Source organism: Geodermatophilus sp. DF01-2 (genome assembly GCF_004571065.1).
Lineage (GTDB): Bacteria > Actinomycetota > Actinomycetes > Mycobacteriales > Geodermatophilaceae > Geodermatophilus.
The window spans coordinates 14,961-32,634 of record NZ_SPQN01000053.1; the positions used below are offsets into that span (position 1 = coordinate 14,961).

A 17,674-nucleotide genomic window follows, 5' to 3' on the forward strand; every position below is an offset into this window, starting at 1 on the left:
CGAGCCCGTTCACCGTGCCTCCCGGCAGTCCACTCCGGGCTCGAGCGTCGTCGTGAAGCGCTCCGTCGTCGGGGCGGTGGTCGGTGGGGCGGTGGTCGGTGCGGCGGGGGTCGGTGCGGCGCTGCCGTTCGGGCTCGGTGCGCCGGGGGCCGCCGGCGACGGGGTGGGGGTGGCCGCCGACGGCTCGGCGTCCTCGTCGGCTGCGGGGCACAGCGGCAGCCGCTGCTCGAGCAGCATGGTGACGATCCGCTCGGCGTGGACGGCGTCGGTGGCCTCGATGCCCCGTGCGACCTTGTTCGCGCCGGCCGGCGTGAGGTCCGCGACGGGGAGGTCGGTCACGTCGGCCACCTGGTTGAGGTCCATGCCCAGCAGCGAGGTGTCCAGGCCGCGGAACACGGTCACCCGGTCGCCCGCCTCGGTCTCCTGCACGCCGACGAACCAGTTGGAGAGCACCCAGGCGTAGGCGCCGGTGCCGGCTGCGGCCAGCAGGACGACGGCGGTGAGCGCCCAGAGCACCCGGCGCCGGCGGCGCTGCGGTGGCGGGGCGACCGCCAGGCCCATCCCCACGGCGGTCAGGGGAGCAGGCGGCGGGTCGGCCAGCGCCGCCCGGCCCGCGGCCGAGCGGGGGTCGACCTCGCGCTGCCCGACGTTGTCTCCCGCGGCGCCGTCGACCACCGGCTCGACCGGGTAGGCCCCGGCCCCGCCGTCCTCGACGACATCGGCCACGATCACCGTGATGTTGTCCGGTCCGCCGCCGCGCAAGGCCAGCTCGATCAGCCGATCCGCGGTCGACTGCGGGTCGGGGTCGGTGAGCGCTTCGGCGAGCGTCTCCTCGCTGACCACGCCGGACAGGCCGTCGGAGCAGAGCAGGTAGCGGTCGCCGGCGCGGGCCTCGCGCATCGACAGGTCGGGGTCGACGTCCTGCCCGTTGAGGGCGCGCAGCAGCAACGACCGCTGGGGGTGGTGGTTGGCCTCCTCGGGCGTGATCCGCCCGTCGTCGATCAGCGTCTGGACGAACGTGTCGTCGTGGGTGATCTGCTGCAGCACGCCGTCGCGCAGCAGGTAGGCGCGGGAGTCGCCGACGTGGCACAGCGCCAGTCGGCCGCCGGCGAAGAGGACGGCGGTGAGCGTGGTCCCCATGCCCTCGAGCTGCGGGGACTCGCGGATGACCTCGCGGAGGTGCTCGCTGCCGTCGAAGACCGCCTCGCGCAGCGCCTGCAGCATGTCGCCGGAAGGCGCGTCGTCGTCCAGGTGCTCGAGGGCGGCGATGACCACCTTGCTGGCCACGTCCCCGGCGGCGTGGCCGCCCATGCCGTCGGCGACGGCGAGCAGGCGGGGGCCGGCGTACACCGAGTCCTGGTTGTTGCCGCGGACCAGGCCGCGGTCGGACCGGGCCGCGTAGCGCAGCGCGAGGCTCATCGGGTGGAGCTCCCGGGGATGCGACCGCTCCGCACCGGGCAGCCGGTGATCACGGGGGTCATGAGCGCAGCTCCAAGGCCGTCTGACCGATGCGGATCGGCTGGCCCGGGGACACCAGCAGCGGGCCCTGGACGCGCTGCTGGTCGAGGTAGGTGCCGTTCGTGGAGCCGAGGTCCTCGACGTACCAGTTGCCGCTGCGGTTGGTCAGCCGCGCATGCCGGGAGCTGGCGAAGTCGTCGGTCAGCACCAGGGTCGAGTCGTCGGCGCGGCCGACGAGGATCGGCTGCTCGCCCAGGGTGATCTTCGTGCCGGTGAGCGGCCCGGCGGTGACGACGAGCGTCTTGGGTCCGCGGGCCTTCCTCTTGCCGGCGGCCGCCCGCGGGGGCACCGACGCCACCCGCCCGGCCCGGCCGCCGAACAGGTCGGCCCGGACCACCCGGAACGCGGCGAAGATGAACAACCACAACAGCAGGAGGAAGCCGAAGCGGAAGATCTGCAGGACGATCTCGGCCGTCACGGCACCGCCTCGCCGGCGCTGGTGGCCACCGTGCCGGGACGTGCTGCCTTCCTGCGTGACCTCGCGAGCTCGGTCACCGACACGACCCGCCTCACGCGCCGTCCTGCCGGTAGACCAGCACCGAGTGGCCGATGCGGATGACGTCGCCGTCGGTGAGCGGCTGCCGGGTGATCCGCCGGCCGTTGACCAGGGTGCCGTTGGTCGAGCCGAGGTCCTCGGCGATCGCCGTCCCGTTGTCCAGGACGACGTCGACGTGCTTGCGGCTCACCCCGGTGTCGGGCAGCCGGATGTCGGCGTCGGTGCCGCGGCCGATGACGTTGCGCCCGGTGGTCAGCTCGTGCCGGGTGCCCGGGCCGTCCACCAGCAGGACGTGGGTGACGCCGGGCCTGCTGCCTGCGCGCCCGACGACCGAGGAGGGCGACTGCCGGCCGGTGTCGGTGGCCATGCGGCCGTGCAGCGGGGGCAGTGACGGCACCGCGCCGCTGCGGGGGCCGGCAGGGTCGTCGGTCCGTGTGCCCGGCCGGGCCGGGTCGGCGACGTGCGAGCTGACCTCGAAGACGCCGGTCGGCAGCTCGTCGTCCCGCTCGAGGCGGACCTGGACCGCGTCGAAGACCTGGTACCCCTCGCCCTCGATGTGCTCGGTGACCATGTCGGCCAGCTGCACGGCCAGCTGCTCGGACCACTCGGCCAGGTGCTCGTGGTCGGTGGGGCCGAGCCGGACGTCGTAGATGTTGGGAGCCAGGACACGGCCCTCCCCCAGCACGGAGCGCTGCTCGTCGGCCTCGCGGGTCAGGGCCTTGGCGATTTCCGCCGGGTGGACCTTGCCCTTGAAGATCCGGGCGAAGGCCAGTCCGACCATGCCCTCCAGCCGCCGCTCGAAGCGCTGCAGCACACCCACAGTCGCTCCCTTGCGTTCGCGCGGACGTCCGGTCTGCCACCGATGATCGTAGCCGGGTACGGCGCGGCCGACCGTGGACCGACTCACGTTCCCCGGTTGCGCGCCGGACCCGGAGGGACGACGACCGACCCCCTCCGCGGAGTTCCGCAGGCGGGGACTGCTACTGTCGTTCCTCGCCAGGGCAAGTGGCGGAATGGCAGACGCGCACGGTTCAGGTCCGTGTGTCCGGAAGGACGTGGGGGTTCAACTCCCCCCTTGCCCACAACAACACGACAACCTCGACGAGCCGGTCCCCGACAGGGGCCGGCTCGCTGCGTCCCGGGGCCCGGGTGGACCGGGAGGTGTCCCGTCCGGATGGAACCACGTCCCGATCTCGCCGGGACGTGGTTCAGGGCAGCCGGCGCCGCTGCTCGTCGTCCCGACCGCGGATGAGCGTCTGGGCCAGCAGCACCGCGCCCCACGGGCCGATCACCCACATCGGCCAGAAGTGGCCGAGCTCCCGGGAGCCGATCGAGGTGGCCGTCCAGACGGTCAGCACGATGACCGCGACGACCGCCCAGTTGCGCCAGGCCGTCTGCTGGGTGGGTCCACCGCTCCAGCCGCGGTGGGGCCAGTCGCAGGTCCGTTCCGCAGGGGCCGGCGTCGTCCGGGGCTGCGGGGTCGGGCGGGGCAGGTCGGCGGTGAGCGCGTCGAGCTCCCCGTAGGTGCGGGCGGCGTAGGCGCCGGCCAGTCGGTCGTCGTACTCGGCCACGGTGAGCCGCCCGGCGCTCAGGTGCTCCCCGAGCTGGGCGGCGACGGCTGCGCGGTCGGCGTCGGCGGCGCGCAGGTGCGGCTCTGGCATCGCGGGACCTCCTGGGGACGGGGGTCCAGTCTGTGGCACGGGCCACGGCTGGAGAACTGACGGACGTCACCGGTTCCACGTGGAACGCGTCAGTACGGTCGCCGCGTGCACGACGATGCGCCGCTCATCACGCGGATCGTCCCGGCGGCCTGGGACGACGCGGACGTCCAGCGGCTCGCCGCCGCCCAGCAGGAGGAGCTGCGGGCGCGCTACGACGGCGGGCAGGAGCCCGGGACACCGCCGTCGGCCGCGGACGCCTCCGTCGTCCTGGTCGCCCGGGACCCCTCGGGTGAGGCGGTGGGGTGCGGCGCGCTGCGGCCGCTCGGGGGACGACGCTGCCGAGGTCAAGCGCATGTACGTCATCCCCTCGGCGCGGGGCCGAGGGTTGTCCAAGGCCGTGCTGGCCGGTCTGGAGGCGGCCGCCCGAGACCGGGGGTGGACGACGCTGCGGCTGGAGACCGGGCCGCGGCAGCCGGAGGCGGTCGCCCTCTACGAGGGGGCGGGCTACCGGCCGACCGCGGCGTTCGGCGCCTACGCCGGGGCGCGGGATGCCGCCGACTCGCTGTTCTACGAGCGGGTCCTGGAGCCGGGCGCTCAGGCGCCGCGCGATTCGGCCACGCGACGCATCCAGTAGCGGAACCAGTCCGGCCCGTACGGCACGTACACGCGGGTGGGGGTGCCCCGCCGAGCCAGCTCGTCGAGCACGTCGGGACGCACGCCGAGCAGGTGCTCGATCGGCACGGGTTCCTGCAGGAGCAGGAGGGCCTCCTGCAGACGGCGGTCGTGGGTGGCCGCCGACCAGGAGGTGCCCTGCCGGACCAGCCGTGCCGCCAGCTCGAGGTAGGCCACGTCGGTGGGCTCCCCGTGGGGGTGCGCGCCCGTCGGCTCGAGGTAGGCGCCCTTGACCAGGCGGATGTGCACGCCGCTGCCGGCGAGGGCGTCGACGTCACCGGGTGACCGCCGGAGGTTGGCCTGGACCGTCGCGCCCAGGCGGTCGGCGAGCCCGCGGCCGGCGACCGCCAGGATGCATGTCAGGACGGCGTCGGTGCGGGCGGCGTCCTCGGCGCCCACCTGCACCCTGCGTCCGGGTGGGAGCTCCGACGCGAGGGCGGCCAGCCGGTCCGCAGTGCCGGCCGGGTCCACGTCGAGAGCCAGGTGGGTGAGGTCCACCGAGAGCCACACGTCCGCCGGCGGAAGCGGGAGTGCTGCGACGAGCCGGCGGTAGTCGTCGACGACCCGGTCGGCGAGCGCGGGCTCGCGTACCAGCTCGCCGAACAGGTCCACGCTGACGGCGTGTCCGCGGTGGAGCACCTCGGCGGTGGTGGCGAGCGCCTCGTCCCGGGTGCGCCCGGCGACGTACCGGCGGGCAGCCTGCCACGTCCGCGTCTCTCCGCCGGGGAGCGCGCGGACGGCCCGTTCGAAGCGCTCGCTCGTGGCCAGCCGGAAGAGCACCGCGCGGTCGATCCCCATGCGGGCACCCTGCCACGCGTGCCCCGATGTCCCGGCCGTCGGAGGCTACCCCCCCGGGTCCTCCCCTCGCCGGCGTGAACCCGATCCGCTGCTCCGGACATGAGGGAGTGTGACGACCTCACCCCTCGCTGCTGGATCATCACGGTCCGTGGCCACATCCCCGGTGCGGACGGCCGCCGGACCTCCACCGGAGCCGCCGTCTCTGCGTGCGCTGCCGTCGGCCCGGCCGACGGACGCCGCGCTGGTCGCTCGGTCCCTCGACGAACCGGAGGTCTTCGCCGACCTGTTCGACCGGCACGCGGGCGAGGTGTACCGCTATCTGGGCCGCCGGGTCGGAGAGCTGGCCGACGACCTGCTCAGCGAGACCTTCCTCATCGCCTTCCGGCGGCGGGCCGACTACCGGCCCGAGCGCCTGGACGTGCGGCCCTGGCTGATCGGCATCGCCACGAACCTCGTGCACGGGCACGCGCGGACCGAGCGGCGGCGGTACCGGGCGCTCGCCCGCGTCGCCGCCGAGCCGCCGATACGGGACGACGACCCCGGCGAGTCGGCCGACCGGTGGACCGCGCAGGCGCTGCGCGGGCCGCTCGCCGCCGCCCTGGGGTCGCTTCACGTTCGCGACCGCGACGTCCTGCTGCTCTTCGCCTGGAGCCAGCTCGGCTACGAGGAGATCGCCGCCGCGCTCGACATCCCCACCGGAACCGTCCGCTCCCGTCTGAACCGGGCCCGCCGCCAGATGCGTGCGGCTCTCGGTCCCGCCTCTCCCCTCGAGGACCCCCGATGAACGAGATCACCCTGCTCCGCGAGGCCGGTCCCGACGGGCCGGCGCTGACCACCGCGACCCGCCAGGCCGCCCGCGCCGCGCTGATGGCCGAGATCGAGGGGCGGCCGACGGTCCGCCGTCGCCGCCGCCCCAGCCGGCGGGTCGCGCTGCGCGTCGGTGCGGGCCTGGTCGCGGTTGCCGCGGCCTGGGCCGGCGCGGTGGCCGTCACGTCGCCGGACCCTGCGACGCCACCGAGCAGCGTCACGCTGGTCGGCTTCGACATGCCGACGTTCCCGCTCTCGCTCGACCCGCAGCCGCCGGGGCTGCGGCCGGCGTTCGACGGCAGCGGGGACGGCGCCACCATCGCGGACTACCACGACGCGGAGTACCGCGAGGGCTTCACCGTCTACGTCACCGAGGACGAGCCGGAGCGCGCCGAGCCGGCCGAGGGCGAGCGGGTGGGGGACGTCCGCGAGCGCGAGGTGGCCGGCCGGGACGCCGAGCTGGTCCGCGGCTCGCGACCGTGGTGCACCGGGCCCGACACGGACCTGGACTGCACGCCCCGCGGCTACACCGAGCTGATCTGGGAGCGGCGGGAGGGACAGTGGGTCCGCATCGAGGGCCACGGCTCCTACGACGACCCGGCGCAGGTGACGGCGGTCGCCGAGAGCCTGATCGACCGTCCGCAGCCGGCCACGCTCGCGGTCGGGCTGGCCCCGGCGGGATGGTCGGTCCAGGGGTTCAAGATGGGCCGCGTTCTCACCCTGGCGAACGACGCGTACGAGCAGCAGACGCTCACCGTGCACATCCCGCGGCCGGACGAGGTGATCCCCGCCGGCGAGGTCCGGGAGTCGGTGCCGGGGCCGGTCGGTCCCCAGCTCGACGTGGCGGTGAACGGCCGGCCGGCGCAGCTGGTGTTGTGCGAGTCCGGCTACCTGGACCAGCGAACCTGGTACCTGCAGGCGCAGTTCCCCGACGGGACGACGTTCGTCCTGCAGGCACCGGACACGTTCACGCAGGAGCAGGTGCTCGCCGTCGCGGCGCAGGTGACGCATACCCCTTGAGACGACGAGCAGCCGGCAGCCGACCGGCGCCCGTGGTGGGGCGTCGGTCGACTGCCGGCAGGCGCGGCGCGGCGGACGTCGGATCAGGCTGCAGTGACGAGCGGTGGTCCGGTGCGGCGTGGTCCGGTGAGGATCTCGGTGCCGTCGGGTCGCCAGATGCGCCATCGCCCGTCGGGTTGGCGTTCGACCCGGAACCCGTGGTGGACCTTGGTGTGGTGCCTCTCGCAGAGCAGAGCGGCGTTGGCCAGATCGGTGGCGCCGCCGTCGATCCAGGCCGGCAGGTGGTGCATGTCGCACCACCAGGTCGGCGCACGACAGCCGGCGAATACGCAGCCGCCGTCGCGGACCTCCGCCGCACGCCGGATGTGGGGCGGGAAGAGCCGTATCGTGCCGCCGACGTCCAGCGGCACCCCGTCCGGGCCCATCACCACCCGGGTGACCTGCCCGTCGCAGGCCATCCACCGGGCCCGGGCGGCGGAGATGGTCGCCCCGAAGCCCATCTCCGCCGCACCGGAGCCGGCGGACGGGTCGGCCAGGTCCTCGGAGTCGATCGTGACGATCACGTGCGGCTTGTGCCCGCGCAGGACCGGCAGGTTGCCGGCGGCGAGCTGGTTGTCGCACAGCTGCACCAGCGCGTCGGCCTGCTGCTGGGCTCGGGTGCGCTCGTCGCCGGCGGCCCGGCCGGCCTGCACGATCGACTCCAGCGCGGCCTGCAGCTTCTGCCCACCGACCGCGTCGAGGTCGAACCGGCCGGAGATCGACCCGTCCGGGTGCCGGGCGATCACCAGCCGCCGGCCCTCGGTGGGATCGGGCTGCGGGCCGTCGGCGTCGAGCCGGTCGAGGTAGTGGTGCACCGCCTTGGCGACATCGGCGTGCGGCCGCTCACGAGCGACGTCGGTGAGCACCGCATCCACCGCGGCCAGGTCGACGTCCTGCTCGGCGGCCCGGGAGAGCTGCTCGGGCTCGGCCACGCGCCCCACGATCGCGGCCTGTTCACCCGTGACGTGGCCGGCCGCGAACGCCGCAGCGAGAGTCGGCAGGTGTTCCAGCGCGCGCCCGGCGCGCACCACCCGCGCCGCCTCGGCCGCCGCCAGGTGGGCGTGCCCGCGCAGCCACGACCCCATCGTCTTGAGCCCGTCGACCTCCGCCGCCCCGGACACCTCGCACTCCCGTACCGTGCGCGTCACCTCCGCGGCCAACCGGTTCTGCGCGGCCAGCAGCGGCCGCAGCCGGTCGAGCAGCACCGGCCCGAACAGGGCCGGCCCGAACAGCGGCGCCAGATCCTCGCCGGCGAGGCCGTCGAGCGCGGCCATCAACTCGTCCACGACACCCCCCACCGGCTCGAACACGTGTACGGAACCTAGTGGGTCAGGAGCCGGGCAGCAACGTATATCCGCAGGTCAGAGGGCTGTCCACAGATTCGCTGCAGGGCTTGACAGCGCCGGCCGACGGACCCGGTAGGTGCCCGACGATCCTCCCGTTCGGTCGAGACGCCGATCGTCAGCGCGGTGTGGTGGGGTGAGTCCCATGAGTGCTGCCTGGCCCGCGACCGAGCCCACCGAGGTGGCGATCGCCTCCGGCGATGCGAGCCTGGTGGTCGACCTGCGCGGCGGCAGGATGTGTGCGCTGACCGTCGGCGACCGCGAGCTCCTCGACGGCTACCCCGCGGGCTCGGTGCCCAGCGGCAGTCGCGGCCGGGTGCTCCTGCCCTGGCCCAACCGGCTGCGCCGAGGCCGCTGGTCGTGGGGCGGCCGCGACCTGCAGCTCGAGCTGGCCGGCCCCGACAAACCCACCGCGATGCACGGGCTGGTCGGCTGGCAGCCGTGGTCGGTGCTCGGGCAGGCCGACGGCGCGGTCACCGTCGGCACCGTCGTCGAAGCCCGCCCCGGTTACCCCTTCCGGCTGGCCGCGGCGATCGATCACGCGCTGGAGCCCGGTCGGCTGACCGTGACGCTGCGGGTCCGCAACGTGGGCGGCGAGCCGGCCCCCTTCGGCGCCGGCTTCCACCCCTACCTGGCCGTCGGCGCGCAGGCGGACGGCGGGATCGCCGACGTCGACCTCGACCTGCCGGCCCGCACCGAGCTGGTGGTGGACGACGGCGGCCTGCCGACGGGGGAGCGGCGTCCCTTCGACGGCGCGACCGGCCGGATCGGCGACCGGGCCCTCGACACTCCGCTCACCGACCTGGAACGGGACGCCGACGGCTGGGCGCGGGTCCGGCTGGGGACCCCGGCCGGCCGTCTCGAGCTCGCCGTCGACCCGGCCTGGCCGTGGCTGCAGGTCTTCACCGGCGACACGCTCCCGGCGGGGCAGCGGCGGCGCAGCGTAGCGATCGAGCCGATGACCTGTCCGCCGAACGCGCTGGCCGACCGGGTCGACCTCGTCGTCCTCGAGCCGGGTGCCGACTGGGCCGGCACCTGGACCCTCGGCTGGGAGGTCTGACGTGCGGATCGCCGAGCTGTGGCGCTACCCGGTGAAGTCCCTGCAGGGCGAGCGGCTGACCGGCACCGAGGTGGGTCCGGAGGGGCTGTCCGGGGACCGGCAGTGGGCCCTGTTCGACCTCGGCACCGGCTACGGCCTGACCGCCCGGCGGGTTCCCCAGCTGCTGTTCGCATCGGGCCGGCTGCGCCCCGACGGTGCAGTCGAGGTGGTCTTGCCGGACGGGTCCGTCACGTCCGACGACGCCGTCCTGTCGGCCTGGCTGGGCCGGCCGGTGGAGCTCCGCGCCGCGGCGGACGCCCCCGGGGAGCGCCGGTACGAGAACCCCGCCGGGGTCGGAGAGGAGGACGAGTACGACTGGGACGCGTTCACCGGTGCCCGCGGGGCCTTCCACGACAGCTCCCGCACCCGGGTCTCGCTGGTCTCCACCGGCACGCTGGGCACCTGGGACCGGCGGCGGTTCCGCGCGAACGTCCTCCTCGACGGCGAGGGGGAGGACGCGCTGGTCGGGCACCAGGTCAGGCTGGGCGGCGTCGAGCTGGACGTCGTCAAGCAGGTGGACCGCTGCGTCATGGTCACCCGCCCGCAGCCCGGCGGGATCGGCCGCGACACCGCCGTCCTCAAGACCATCCACCGCCAGCGGGACGGCTTCCTCGCGATCGGGGCCCTCGTCGCCCGGGCCGGCCGCGTCGCGGTGGGCGACGAGCTGACGGCGGGAGGGTGACCGTGCGCACCGTGGAGCTGCGGCCGGGCGAGGAGTCCATCCGCCTGGGGCAGTTGCTCAAGCTGGTGGACGCCGTTCCGACCGGCGCCCAGGTCAAGGACGTGCTGCTGACCGGCGCCGTCCGGGTCAACGGCGAGCCCGAGGAGCGGCGCGGCCGGCAGGTCCGGCGGGGGGACGTCGTCCAGATCGAGGGCCAGGAGGACGTGAGGGTCGGTTGAAGGACCCCCTGCCCCCACCGTGGAAGGACCCCGTCCTCCTCACCGCTCGCAGGCTCGCGGCGAGCCTCGGGACGGGGCCGGCGGCGGGACCCTGCAGGGGGCCGCGTGGAACGCTGTTCCCCATGACGCGCGCGCCGTACCTGTCCGCCCGCCTGCAGGGGTTCGGGACGACGGTGTTCGCCGAGATGAGCGCCCTCGCCGTCGCCACCGGGTCGATCAACCTCGGGCAGGGCTTCCCCGACTACCCGGGCCCGCCGGAGGTCCTCGACGTCGCCCGCGCGGCGATCGGCACCGCGCACGACCAGTACCCGCCGGGTCCGGGCATCCCGGAGCTGAGGCAGGCCGTCGCGGAGCACGTGCAGCGCTTCGGCGGGCACGGCTACGACCCCGACACCGAGGTGCTGGTCACCGCGGGCGCCACCGAGGCGCTGACCGCCGCGCTGCTGGCGCTGCTCGAGCCCGGGGACGAGGTCGTCCTCTTCGAGCCGATGTACGACAGCTACGCGGCGGGGATCGCGATGGCCGGCGGGGTCGCCCGGCCCGTCCCGCTGCGGCCCCCGGCGTCGGGCGCGGGCCCGTGGACCTTCGACCCGGCCGAGCTGCGTGCGGCGGTGACCCCGCGGGCCCGGCTGCTGCTGCTCAACACGCCGCACAACCCGACCGGCAAGGTGTTCACCCGCGCCGAGCTGGGCGTGCTCGCGGCGCTGGCGATGGAGAACGAGCTGCTGGTGCTCACCGACGAGGTGTACGAGCACCTGGTCTTCGCAGGCGCCCGGCACACCTCCCTCGCCACCGTGCCCGGCATGCGCGAGCGCACGCTCGTGGTGGGCAGCGCCGGCAAGACGTTCAACGTGACCGGCTGGAAGGTCGGCTGGATCTGCGGCCCGGCGCCGCTGGTGTCCGCCGTCCGTACCGCCAAGCAGTTCCTCACCTACGTCAACGGCGGGCCCTTCCAGCCGGCGGTCGCCGCCGGGCTGCGGCTGCCCGACGAGTACTTCGCGGGGATCGCCCGCGACCTGGAGTACCGCCGCGACGTCCTGGTGCAGGGCCTGACCGCCGCCGGCCTGCCGGTCATCTGCCCCGAGGCGACGTACTTCGCCACGGTCGACGTCCGGCCGGTGCAGCCCGACGGGGACGGCCTGGCGTTCTGCCGGTCGCTGCCCGAGCGCGCGGGAGTGGTCGCCGTCCCCACCGTGGTGTTCTACGACCCGGCGCACGCGCACCTGGGTCGCCACCTGGTGCGGTTCGCGTTCTGCAAGGGCGACGCCGTGCTCGGCGAGGCGGTGGAGCGACTGACAGGGATGGGTCGGGAGGGTGGAGGAGGAGCCTCATGAGGTTCGCGGTGGTCCAGCACGACATCGTCTGGGAGGACCGGGCGGCCAACTTCGCGCGGCTGGCCCCGCAGGTGGCCTCCGCGGCCGGCGCCGGGGCGGAGTTCGTGCTGCTCAGCGAGACGTTCTCGACCGGCTTCACGATGACGCCCGGCATCGGGGAGCCCGAGGGCGGCCCGTCGGCGCGGTTCCTGCAGGAGCAGGCCGCAGCGCACGGGGTGTGGGTGGGGGGCAGCTGCCCGGAGGTCGCACCGGACGGCGACCTGCCGTACAACTCGTTCGTCCTCGCCGGCCCCGACGGCACCGTGCACCGCTACCGCAAGCTGCACCCGTTCACCCACGCCGGCGAGCACGAGCGCTTCCGGGCCGGGGAGAAGCCGGTGACCGTGGAGATCGGCGGGCTCCGGGTCACCCCGTTCGTCTGCTACGACCTGCGCTTCGCCGACGTCTTCTGGTCCGCGGCGCTGGACACCGACGTCTACCTCGTGACGGCGAACTGGCCGGCCGCCCGGCGGCTGCACTGGCAGACGCTGCTGCAGGCGCGCGCCATCGAGAACCAGGCCTACGTGGTGGGTTGCAACCGGGTCGGCACCGCCGGCGACGGCACCGAGCACACCGGCGACAGCCGCATCGTCAGCCCGATGGGCGAGCTGCTGGCGACCGCCGCCGGCGTGGAGACCGTGCTGCTCGCCGACGTCGACCCCGCCGAGGTCACGACGACCCGCGAGCGGCTGCAGTTCCTCGCCGACAGGCGCTGATGGCATGGCTTCGCCGACGGCCGACCGCCGCCCCTGACCGGAGTGCCGGGGCGCGCATCCCGCGCATCCCGCGCCCGATGCACTCCGCTCAGCGGACCCGGTCCTGGTCGACGTCGATCCGCTCGCGGCGCACCTGGTCGCTGACCTGCACCTGCTCCTGGACCAGCTCGGTGCGCAGCCGCACCCGCTCGACCGGCACCACCTCGGTCGACACCACGGGCCGCTCGGCGTGCAGCACGATCTCCGCCGGCAGGCCGGCCCCGGCGACCGTCCCGGCCGGGTCCACGGTCCCGGCCGCGGGTGCGTCGGCGTCGAGCGGCACCTCCTCGATGCGGATCTCCTCGCGGCGGATCGGGACGGTGACCGTCACCTCCTCGGTGACGACGTACTTGACGACGCGCACCCGCCTGGCCGGGTACCGCTCGGTGGCCACCCGCAGCTGTTCCTCGCTGCGGGTCATGGCGCCGTCCGACGGAGCAGCCGGGGCGGCGGCCGCGGGCACCGTGTCGTCGACGGTGGTGGTGCCCGGTGCCGGCCCGACGGCGGCGTCCGGGCCGGGTCGGGCGTCCAGTCCGTAGTGCCGGCGCAGCAGCGCCTCGTCATCGGGCTCGAGGTGTTGGTCGGACACCGGCGGCGCGCTGCGGACCGCCTCCTTGGTGACCGGTAGCCGCACGCTGCCCTCGGTGAACGTGGCGTCGCCCGCGGGGACGACGGAGTGCCGGGTGCCGAACAACCCGGTGGAGACGGCCATCCAGGTCGGCGCGCCCGTGCGGTCGTCGGTGAAGAAGTGCTCGACGGTGCCGATCTTCTCGCCGTCGGGGCCGTAGGCCGTGCTGCCGATCGCCGCCGACAGCTCTCGCTCGCTCAACACCGGGTCGGCTCCCCTCGTCCTCGGGATCCCCACGGACCCCACGGCCAGCAGCGTGCCCAGCCGAGCGACCTCGCGAACATGGGGCCGGTCGCCGGCGTGCTGGCCGGCGTCGGCCTGTCCTACCGTGGCGCGCGTGACCACCGAGCACGTCGAGGTCGAGCGCAAGTTCGAGGCCGACGAGACCTTCTCCCTCCCCGACCTGACCGGTGTCGAGGGCGTCGCCGCGGTCGGCGACCCGGAGCAGCAGACGCTCGAGGCCATTTACTACGACACCCCCGACCTCCGGTTGCTGCGCTCGAAGGTCACGCTGCGCCGGCGGACCGGCGGCGCCGACGCCGGCTGGCACGTGAAGCTGCCGGGGGTGGACGGCGCGCGACGGGAGCTGCACCAGCCGCTCGGCCGCGCGGCCCGCACGGCGCCGCGGACCGTCGTCGCTCCCGTCCTCGGTCTGCTGGGCACTGCCGCCGCGGAGCCCGTGGCGACCGTCGCCACCCGCCGCGTGGCGCACCGGCTCCTCGACGAGGCCGGCCGGGTGCTGGCCGAGGTGGCCGACGACGCCGTCGTCGGTACCGCGCTGGCGACCGGCCCCGGCGAGCCGGCGACCGTGACCAGCTGGCGGGAGGTCGAGGTCGAGCTGGTGGACGGCGACGCGACCCTCCTCGAGGCGGTCACCGAGCGGCTCACCGCGGTCGGAGCCCGGCCCTCCGCCGTTCCCTCGAAGCTCGGCCGGGTGCTGGAGGGGCGGCTGCCGGCAGCGGCGGAGGCCGCTCCGGAACCCGCGCAGGAGCCTGCCGCGGCCGCGGAGGGGGGCGAGCAGAGCAAGAAGGGCAAGGCGAAGAAGAAGAAGGCGAAGGCCGAGGTCCCGGGCCGGACGGCGGGGGAGGTCGTCCTCGGCGCGGTGGCAGGCCAACTGCAGGCGCTGCGGGAGGCGGACCTGGCGGTGCGCAGCGAGCAGCCGGAGGGGGTGCACGACCTGCGGGTGGCCTGTCGCCGGCTGCGCAGCATCTTCGCGGCGTTCCGGCCGGTGCTCGCCCGCGAGCACACCGACCCGCTGCGCGACGAGCTGCGGTGGGTGGGCGCACAGCTCTCCGGCGCCCGGGACACCGAGGTGGCGCTGGCGCACCTGCGCGAGCTCGTCGCCGCGCAGCCGCCCGAGCTCGTCCTCGGGCCGGTCGCCGCCCGGCTGCAGCAGACCGAGGTCGAGGACCACGAGGCCGGCGCCCGCCGGGTCACGCGCACCCTCACCGACCGGCGCTACCTGCGGCTGCTCGACGCCCTCGACGGGCTGGTGGCCGACCCGCCGGCCACCGACCTGGCCGCCGCACCGGCGCCCGCGCAGCTCGCCGACGCCGTCCGCCGCACCGGCAAGCGGCTGCGCCGGGCCGTCGAGGCCGCCCGGGAGGCCGAGGGCGCCGACCGGCACGCTGCACTGCACGAGGTCCGCAAGGCCACCAAGCGGGTCCGCTACACCGCGGAGGTCGCGGAGTGCGAGTTCGGAGCGCCGGCCGCGGCGCTGGTCGAGTGCACCAAGCAGGTGCAGGACCTACTGGGCGCCGCCCAGGACACCGTCGTCACCCGGGACGTCGCCGTCCGGGTGGGCCGGACGGCCGCGGCCGCGGGTGAGAACGCCTGGACCTACGGTCGCCTGCACGGCCTCGAGGAGGCCCGCGCCGAGGTGGCCGAGGCAGAGTTCTGGACCCTGGAACGCGGCCTGCGGCGCGCGGTCAAGGCCGTGGCCTCGCTGGCATGAGGAACACCCTGCCCGCCGGTCCGTCCGGGCGGCCTCCTCGCAGGGTCCCGCCGCGAGCCTGCGCGTCCGGCAGGACGCCGATGTCATGGGCGGTGCCGTCCGGGAGGACGGCGATGTCATCGTCCGCGGTGGTCGTCCGGAGGACGGCAGTGTCGGAGACCCCTCCCGCCGGCTGCTGTTGGTCCGCGGCCTGGCCCTGGCGGCGGGCGTGGCTGCGGCACCTGCGCACGCTCGGTGTCCAGGTGCTGCGCAACGAGCGCGTGCCGGTCGTCCGCGGCGGCGCGTCGGTCGACCTGGCCGGCATCGACGACCGGACGGCGATCAGCTCGGGCCTGCCCGGTCACGGCGCCGACCTGGGCGCCGCGCTCGACGGTCGCGACGACGCCGTGCCCGTGGTGCTGACGGCGCACCAGCCGGTCCAGGTGGAGCAGGCGCGCGCCGCCGGGGTGGGGCTGCAGCTGTCCGGCCACACGCACGGCGGGCAGCTGTGGCCCTTCGACTACGCGGTCCGGCTCGACCAGCCGGCGGTGCAGGGGCTGTCCCGGGTCGGCGACACCCAGCTCTACGTGACGACCGGCGTGGGCTTCTGGGGCCCGCCGATGCGCACGGGCGCGCGCCCCGAGGTCGCGGTCATCGAGCTGCGTGCACCCTGAGGCCTGGTCAGAGGTGGTCGCGGAGCGCCGCCAGGACCTCCGCGGCGATGTCCTCCAGTGACCGCTCACCGCCGGACTCCGCCCAGCGCAGCAGCGCCTGGGTGTAGGCGGACATGTGCGCGGTCACGACGACGGACGAGACGGTGTCCACGTCCGGCTCGTCCAGGCCGAGGGCGTCGAGGAACATGTGCGCCGTCGCCCGTTCGTACTCCGCCGCCCGACAGCGCAGCCTGGGTGTTGCGGCGATCAGCTTCCACCGGGCCAGGGCGTCGGACCGGCGGGCTCCCTCCAGCCCGCGGACGAAGCAGACGATCACGCCCCGCATCCGCTCGCCGAGCGGGCGGTCGTCCGGCACCGACGCGAGCAGGGCAGCGACCTCGGCGCGGTCCGGCAGCGCCATGATCAGCTCGTCCTTGCCGGTGTAGTGGGCGTAGAAGGTCTGGACCGAGACCCCCGCGGCGGCGGCGATGTGGGCGATCGGCACCCCCTCGTAGCCCCGCTCCCCGAACAACCGCATCGCGGCCTGGTGGATCCGCTGGTGGGTCTCGGCATAGCGGCGGGCGCGGTGGTCCTGGGACACGATCCGGTAGCCCCCTCGGGTGCACGGCGCCTCTGGCGCTCGGCCACTTCTGCCGGCAGCCGGGCGAGGACGCCGGGACGACACCACATCATGTGTGGTGGCGGACGCCACCGCGCGTCCGCCTCGTCCGGCGGGTCGCACCGGGGTCGTGCGGATCGCCATCCGGATGCGCCCCGGCGCCGGCCGCACGGCCGTGGGCGGCAGGCACAGCGCACGCTGCCGCCGGTGGCCGTCCCGGTGGTCGACGGCCGGGCCACCGAGGCCGCGCTCGCCGCGGTCACGGAGGGCCGTGGGGGTGCGCCGCCGCGAGATGTTCCTGGTCAGCGGGCCGGCCAGCCGCACGGAGGTGCCCGAGGTGGCCGGCGGCGACCCGGCTCGGGTGGCCGCCTCCCGCGACGGCACGACCGGGTGAGCCAGACGTCTGCAGACGACCAGACGTCTACATCCCCAGTACCTTTGGACAGGTGACCAGCGCCGTGTCGGGACCGAAGTACCTCTCGGTCCGTGAGCACCTGCGCCGCCGGGTGTCCGCGCTGCCCGAGCACACCCTGCTCCCGCCCGAACCGGTGCTGTGCGCGGAGTACGGGGTCAGCCGGATCACGCTCCGCCGGGCCGTCGACGGGCTGGTGGCCGACGGGCACCTCGTCCGCGAGCAGGGCCGGGGCACGTACGTGACCCGCCCGGCGATCCGGCACGAGTACCGCGAGAGCTTCGTGCACCGCATCGCCGGGTGGAGCTCGGTGATGACCGAGCAGGGCGCGCAGGTCGGCACGGCCGTGCTCACCCAGCGGATCGTCCCGGTCCAGCCGCCGGTCGCCGCTGAGCTCGGCCTGGAGCCCGCGGCCGACGTCGTCGAGCTGGTCCGGCTGCGCAGCGTCGACGGCGCACCGAACCACGTGGCGCACAGCTTCCTCCCGGCCGCCACGTACCCGCGGGCGGCGGAGGCCGACCTCAGCGAGGGCTCGCTCTACGAGTTCCTCCGCCGGGAGTACTCGGCCGACCTCGCCCACGCCCGGATCGTGGTCGACGTCGGCACGGCGGCGCCGGACGAGGCCGACCTGCTGCGGGTGGTCGCCGGGTCGCCGTTGCTGGTGGTCCGGACGACGGTCCGCGACAGCGCCGGCCATCCTCTCGTGCACAGCTTCTCCCGGCTGCGGCCGGACGTCAGCCAGGTCGAGTTCGAGGTGTCGGTCAGCGGCCGCTGAAAGAGGACCATCCTTCCCCCCACGCCCTCGGCCCCGTCCAGGGCACCGCCCTGACCGGAAAATAGCCACCCGCACTGGGGCTCGGCGAGCGCGCTGCAGCGGACCTCGGCGGCAATCGGCGAGGTCGGCTCGAGTGTGGGGTCAGGCTGCTGCGGTGAGGGTGACGGTGTAGC

Annotated in this window: 20 protein-coding genes and 1 tRNA gene; 13 read left to right on the top strand and 8 right to left on the bottom strand. The window is 75.0% G+C overall.

Annotated features, from left to right (window positions below; all coding sequences use genetic code 11):
* Positions 1–9: 9 nt before the first annotated feature.
* The 3 genes from E4P41_RS14285 to E4P41_RS14295 all read right to left on the bottom strand — a co-directional run bounded on the left by E4P41_RS14285 (position 10) and on the right by E4P41_RS14295 (position 2,834).
* Positions 10–1,419: a PP2C family serine/threonine-protein phosphatase gene (locus tag E4P41_RS14285; RefSeq protein ID WP_135141927.1), complete on the bottom strand. Its 1,410-nt coding sequence runs from the start codon at positions 1,417–1,419 to the stop codon at positions 10–12.
* 58 nt (positions 1,420–1,477) lie between these two features.
* Positions 1,478–1,936 carry an FHA domain-containing protein gene (locus E4P41_RS14290; RefSeq protein WP_135141929.1) on the bottom strand — a complete coding sequence of 153 codons (459 nt, stop codon included), beginning with the start codon at positions 1,934–1,936 and terminating at the stop codon, positions 1,478–1,480.
* 91 nt (positions 1,937–2,027) lie between these two features.
* Positions 2,028–2,834 carry a DUF3662 and FHA domain-containing protein gene (locus E4P41_RS14295; RefSeq protein WP_135141931.1) on the bottom strand — a complete coding sequence of 269 codons (807 nt, stop codon included), beginning with the start codon at positions 2,832–2,834 and terminating at the stop codon, positions 2,028–2,030.
* Positions 2,835–3,013: 179 nt separating this feature from the next.
* Here E4P41_RS14295 and E4P41_RS14300 point away from each other — a divergent pair.
* Positions 3,014–3,096: transfer RNA gene (locus tag E4P41_RS14300), tRNA-Leu, on the top strand.
* Between the two features lie 126 nt (positions 3,097–3,222).
* Here E4P41_RS14300 and E4P41_RS14305 read toward each other — a convergent pair.
* Entirely contained in the window at positions 3,223–3,675 is a 453-nt protein-coding gene (locus tag E4P41_RS14305; protein WP_135141933.1) for a DUF1707 domain-containing protein, read from the bottom strand.
* 289 nt (positions 3,676–3,964) lie between these two features.
* Between E4P41_RS14305 and E4P41_RS14310 the strand changes: the two genes are divergently transcribed.
* Positions 3,965–4,309 carry a GNAT family N-acetyltransferase gene (locus tag E4P41_RS14310; RefSeq protein WP_245177345.1) on the top strand — a complete coding sequence of 115 codons (345 nt, stop codon included), beginning with the start codon at positions 3,965–3,967 and terminating at the stop codon, positions 4,307–4,309.
* On the opposite strand, the gene E4P41_RS14315 is transcribed toward E4P41_RS14310, so the two are convergent.
* Entirely contained in the window at positions 4,270–5,145 is an 876-nt protein-coding gene (locus E4P41_RS14315) for a proline dehydrogenase family protein (RefSeq protein WP_135141935.1), read from the bottom strand. The genes E4P41_RS14310 and E4P41_RS14315 overlap by 40 nt on opposite strands.
* A 148-nt stretch (positions 5,146–5,293) precedes the next feature.
* Between E4P41_RS14315 and E4P41_RS14320 the strand changes: the two genes are divergently transcribed.
* Positions 5,294–5,929 carry an RNA polymerase sigma factor gene (locus E4P41_RS14320; RefSeq protein WP_245177346.1) on the top strand — a complete coding sequence of 212 codons (636 nt, stop codon included), beginning with the start codon at positions 5,294–5,296 and terminating at the stop codon, positions 5,927–5,929.
* Positions 5,926–6,972 (top strand): hypothetical protein, encoded by a 1,047-nt coding sequence (locus E4P41_RS14325; RefSeq protein ID WP_135141936.1) that lies wholly within the window; start codon positions 5,926–5,928, stop codon positions 6,970–6,972. Before E4P41_RS14320 ends, E4P41_RS14325 begins: the two co-directional genes overlap by 4 nt.
* A gap of 83 nt (positions 6,973–7,055) precedes the next feature.
* On the opposite strand, the gene E4P41_RS14330 is transcribed toward E4P41_RS14325, so the two are convergent.
* Positions 7,056–8,297, bottom strand: coding sequence for an HNH endonuclease signature motif containing protein (locus E4P41_RS14330; RefSeq protein WP_135141957.1), 1,242 nt, complete (start codon positions 8,295–8,297; stop codon positions 7,056–7,058).
* Positions 8,298–8,499: 202 nt separating this feature from the next.
* On the opposite strand from E4P41_RS14330, the gene E4P41_RS14335 reads away from it, so the two are divergent.
* The 5 genes from E4P41_RS14335 to E4P41_RS14355 all read left to right on the top strand — a co-directional run bounded on the left by E4P41_RS14335 (position 8,500) and on the right by E4P41_RS14355 (position 12,442).
* Entirely contained in the window at positions 8,500–9,414 is a 915-nt protein-coding gene (locus E4P41_RS14335; protein WP_245177347.1) for an aldose 1-epimerase family protein, read from the top strand.
* A gap of 1 nt (position 9,415) precedes the next feature.
* Positions 9,416–10,135 (top strand): MOSC N-terminal beta barrel domain-containing protein, encoded by a 720-nt coding sequence (locus E4P41_RS14340; RefSeq protein ID WP_135141939.1) that lies wholly within the window; start codon positions 9,416–9,418, stop codon positions 10,133–10,135.
* A gap of 2 nt (positions 10,136–10,137) precedes the next feature.
* Complete coding sequence (locus tag E4P41_RS14345) at positions 10,138–10,353, top strand: RNA-binding S4 domain-containing protein (protein ID WP_135141941.1); 216 nt, start codon at positions 10,138–10,140, stop codon at positions 10,351–10,353.
* 122 nt (positions 10,354–10,475) lie between these two features.
* A complete protein-coding gene (locus E4P41_RS14350) occupies positions 10,476–11,687 on the top strand; it encodes a pyridoxal phosphate-dependent aminotransferase (protein WP_167761090.1) in 1,212 nt (403 codons plus the stop codon).
* Entirely contained in the window at positions 11,684–12,442 is a 759-nt protein-coding gene (locus E4P41_RS14355; protein WP_135141943.1) for a nitrilase-related carbon-nitrogen hydrolase, read from the top strand. The genes E4P41_RS14350 and E4P41_RS14355 overlap by 4 nt, the downstream gene beginning before the upstream one ends.
* An 88-nt stretch (positions 12,443–12,530) precedes the next feature.
* On the opposite strand, the gene E4P41_RS14360 is transcribed toward E4P41_RS14355, so the two are convergent.
* Positions 12,531–13,313 carry a YsnF/AvaK domain-containing protein gene (locus tag E4P41_RS14360; RefSeq protein ID WP_135141945.1) on the bottom strand — a complete coding sequence of 261 codons (783 nt, stop codon included), beginning with the start codon at positions 13,311–13,313 and terminating at the stop codon, positions 12,531–12,533.
* 133 nt (positions 13,314–13,446) lie between these two features.
* Here E4P41_RS14360 and E4P41_RS14365 point away from each other — a divergent pair, with 133 nt between their 5' ends.
* Both E4P41_RS14365 and E4P41_RS14370 read left to right on the top strand, forming a co-directional pair.
* Positions 13,447–15,063 carry a CYTH and CHAD domain-containing protein gene (locus E4P41_RS14365; RefSeq protein ID WP_135141946.1) on the top strand — a complete coding sequence of 539 codons (1,617 nt, stop codon included), beginning with the start codon at positions 13,447–13,449 and terminating at the stop codon, positions 15,061–15,063.
* Positions 15,064–15,212: 149 nt separating this feature from the next.
* Positions 15,213–15,716, top strand: coding sequence for a hypothetical protein (locus tag E4P41_RS14370; RefSeq protein WP_245177348.1), 504 nt, complete (start codon positions 15,213–15,215; stop codon positions 15,714–15,716).
* Positions 15,717–15,723: 7 nt separating this feature from the next.
* On the opposite strand, the gene E4P41_RS14375 is transcribed toward E4P41_RS14370, so the two are convergent.
* Positions 15,724–16,296 carry a TetR/AcrR family transcriptional regulator gene (locus E4P41_RS14375; protein WP_167761091.1) on the bottom strand — a complete coding sequence of 191 codons (573 nt, stop codon included), beginning with the start codon at positions 16,294–16,296 and terminating at the stop codon, positions 15,724–15,726.
* Positions 16,297–16,585: 289 nt separating this feature from the next.
* On the opposite strand from E4P41_RS14375, the gene E4P41_RS23670 reads away from it, so the two are divergent.
* Together E4P41_RS23670 and E4P41_RS14385 are read left to right on the top strand one after the other, a co-directional pair.
* Positions 16,586–16,708 carry a hypothetical protein gene (locus E4P41_RS23670; protein WP_280660686.1) on the top strand — a complete coding sequence of 41 codons (123 nt, stop codon included), beginning with the start codon at positions 16,586–16,588 and terminating at the stop codon, positions 16,706–16,708.
* Positions 16,709–16,760: 52 nt separating this feature from the next.
* Positions 16,761–17,501 carry a GntR family transcriptional regulator gene (locus E4P41_RS14385; RefSeq protein ID WP_245177349.1) on the top strand — a complete coding sequence of 247 codons (741 nt, stop codon included), beginning with the start codon at positions 16,761–16,763 and terminating at the stop codon, positions 17,499–17,501.
* Positions 17,502–17,674: the final 173 nt, after the last annotated feature.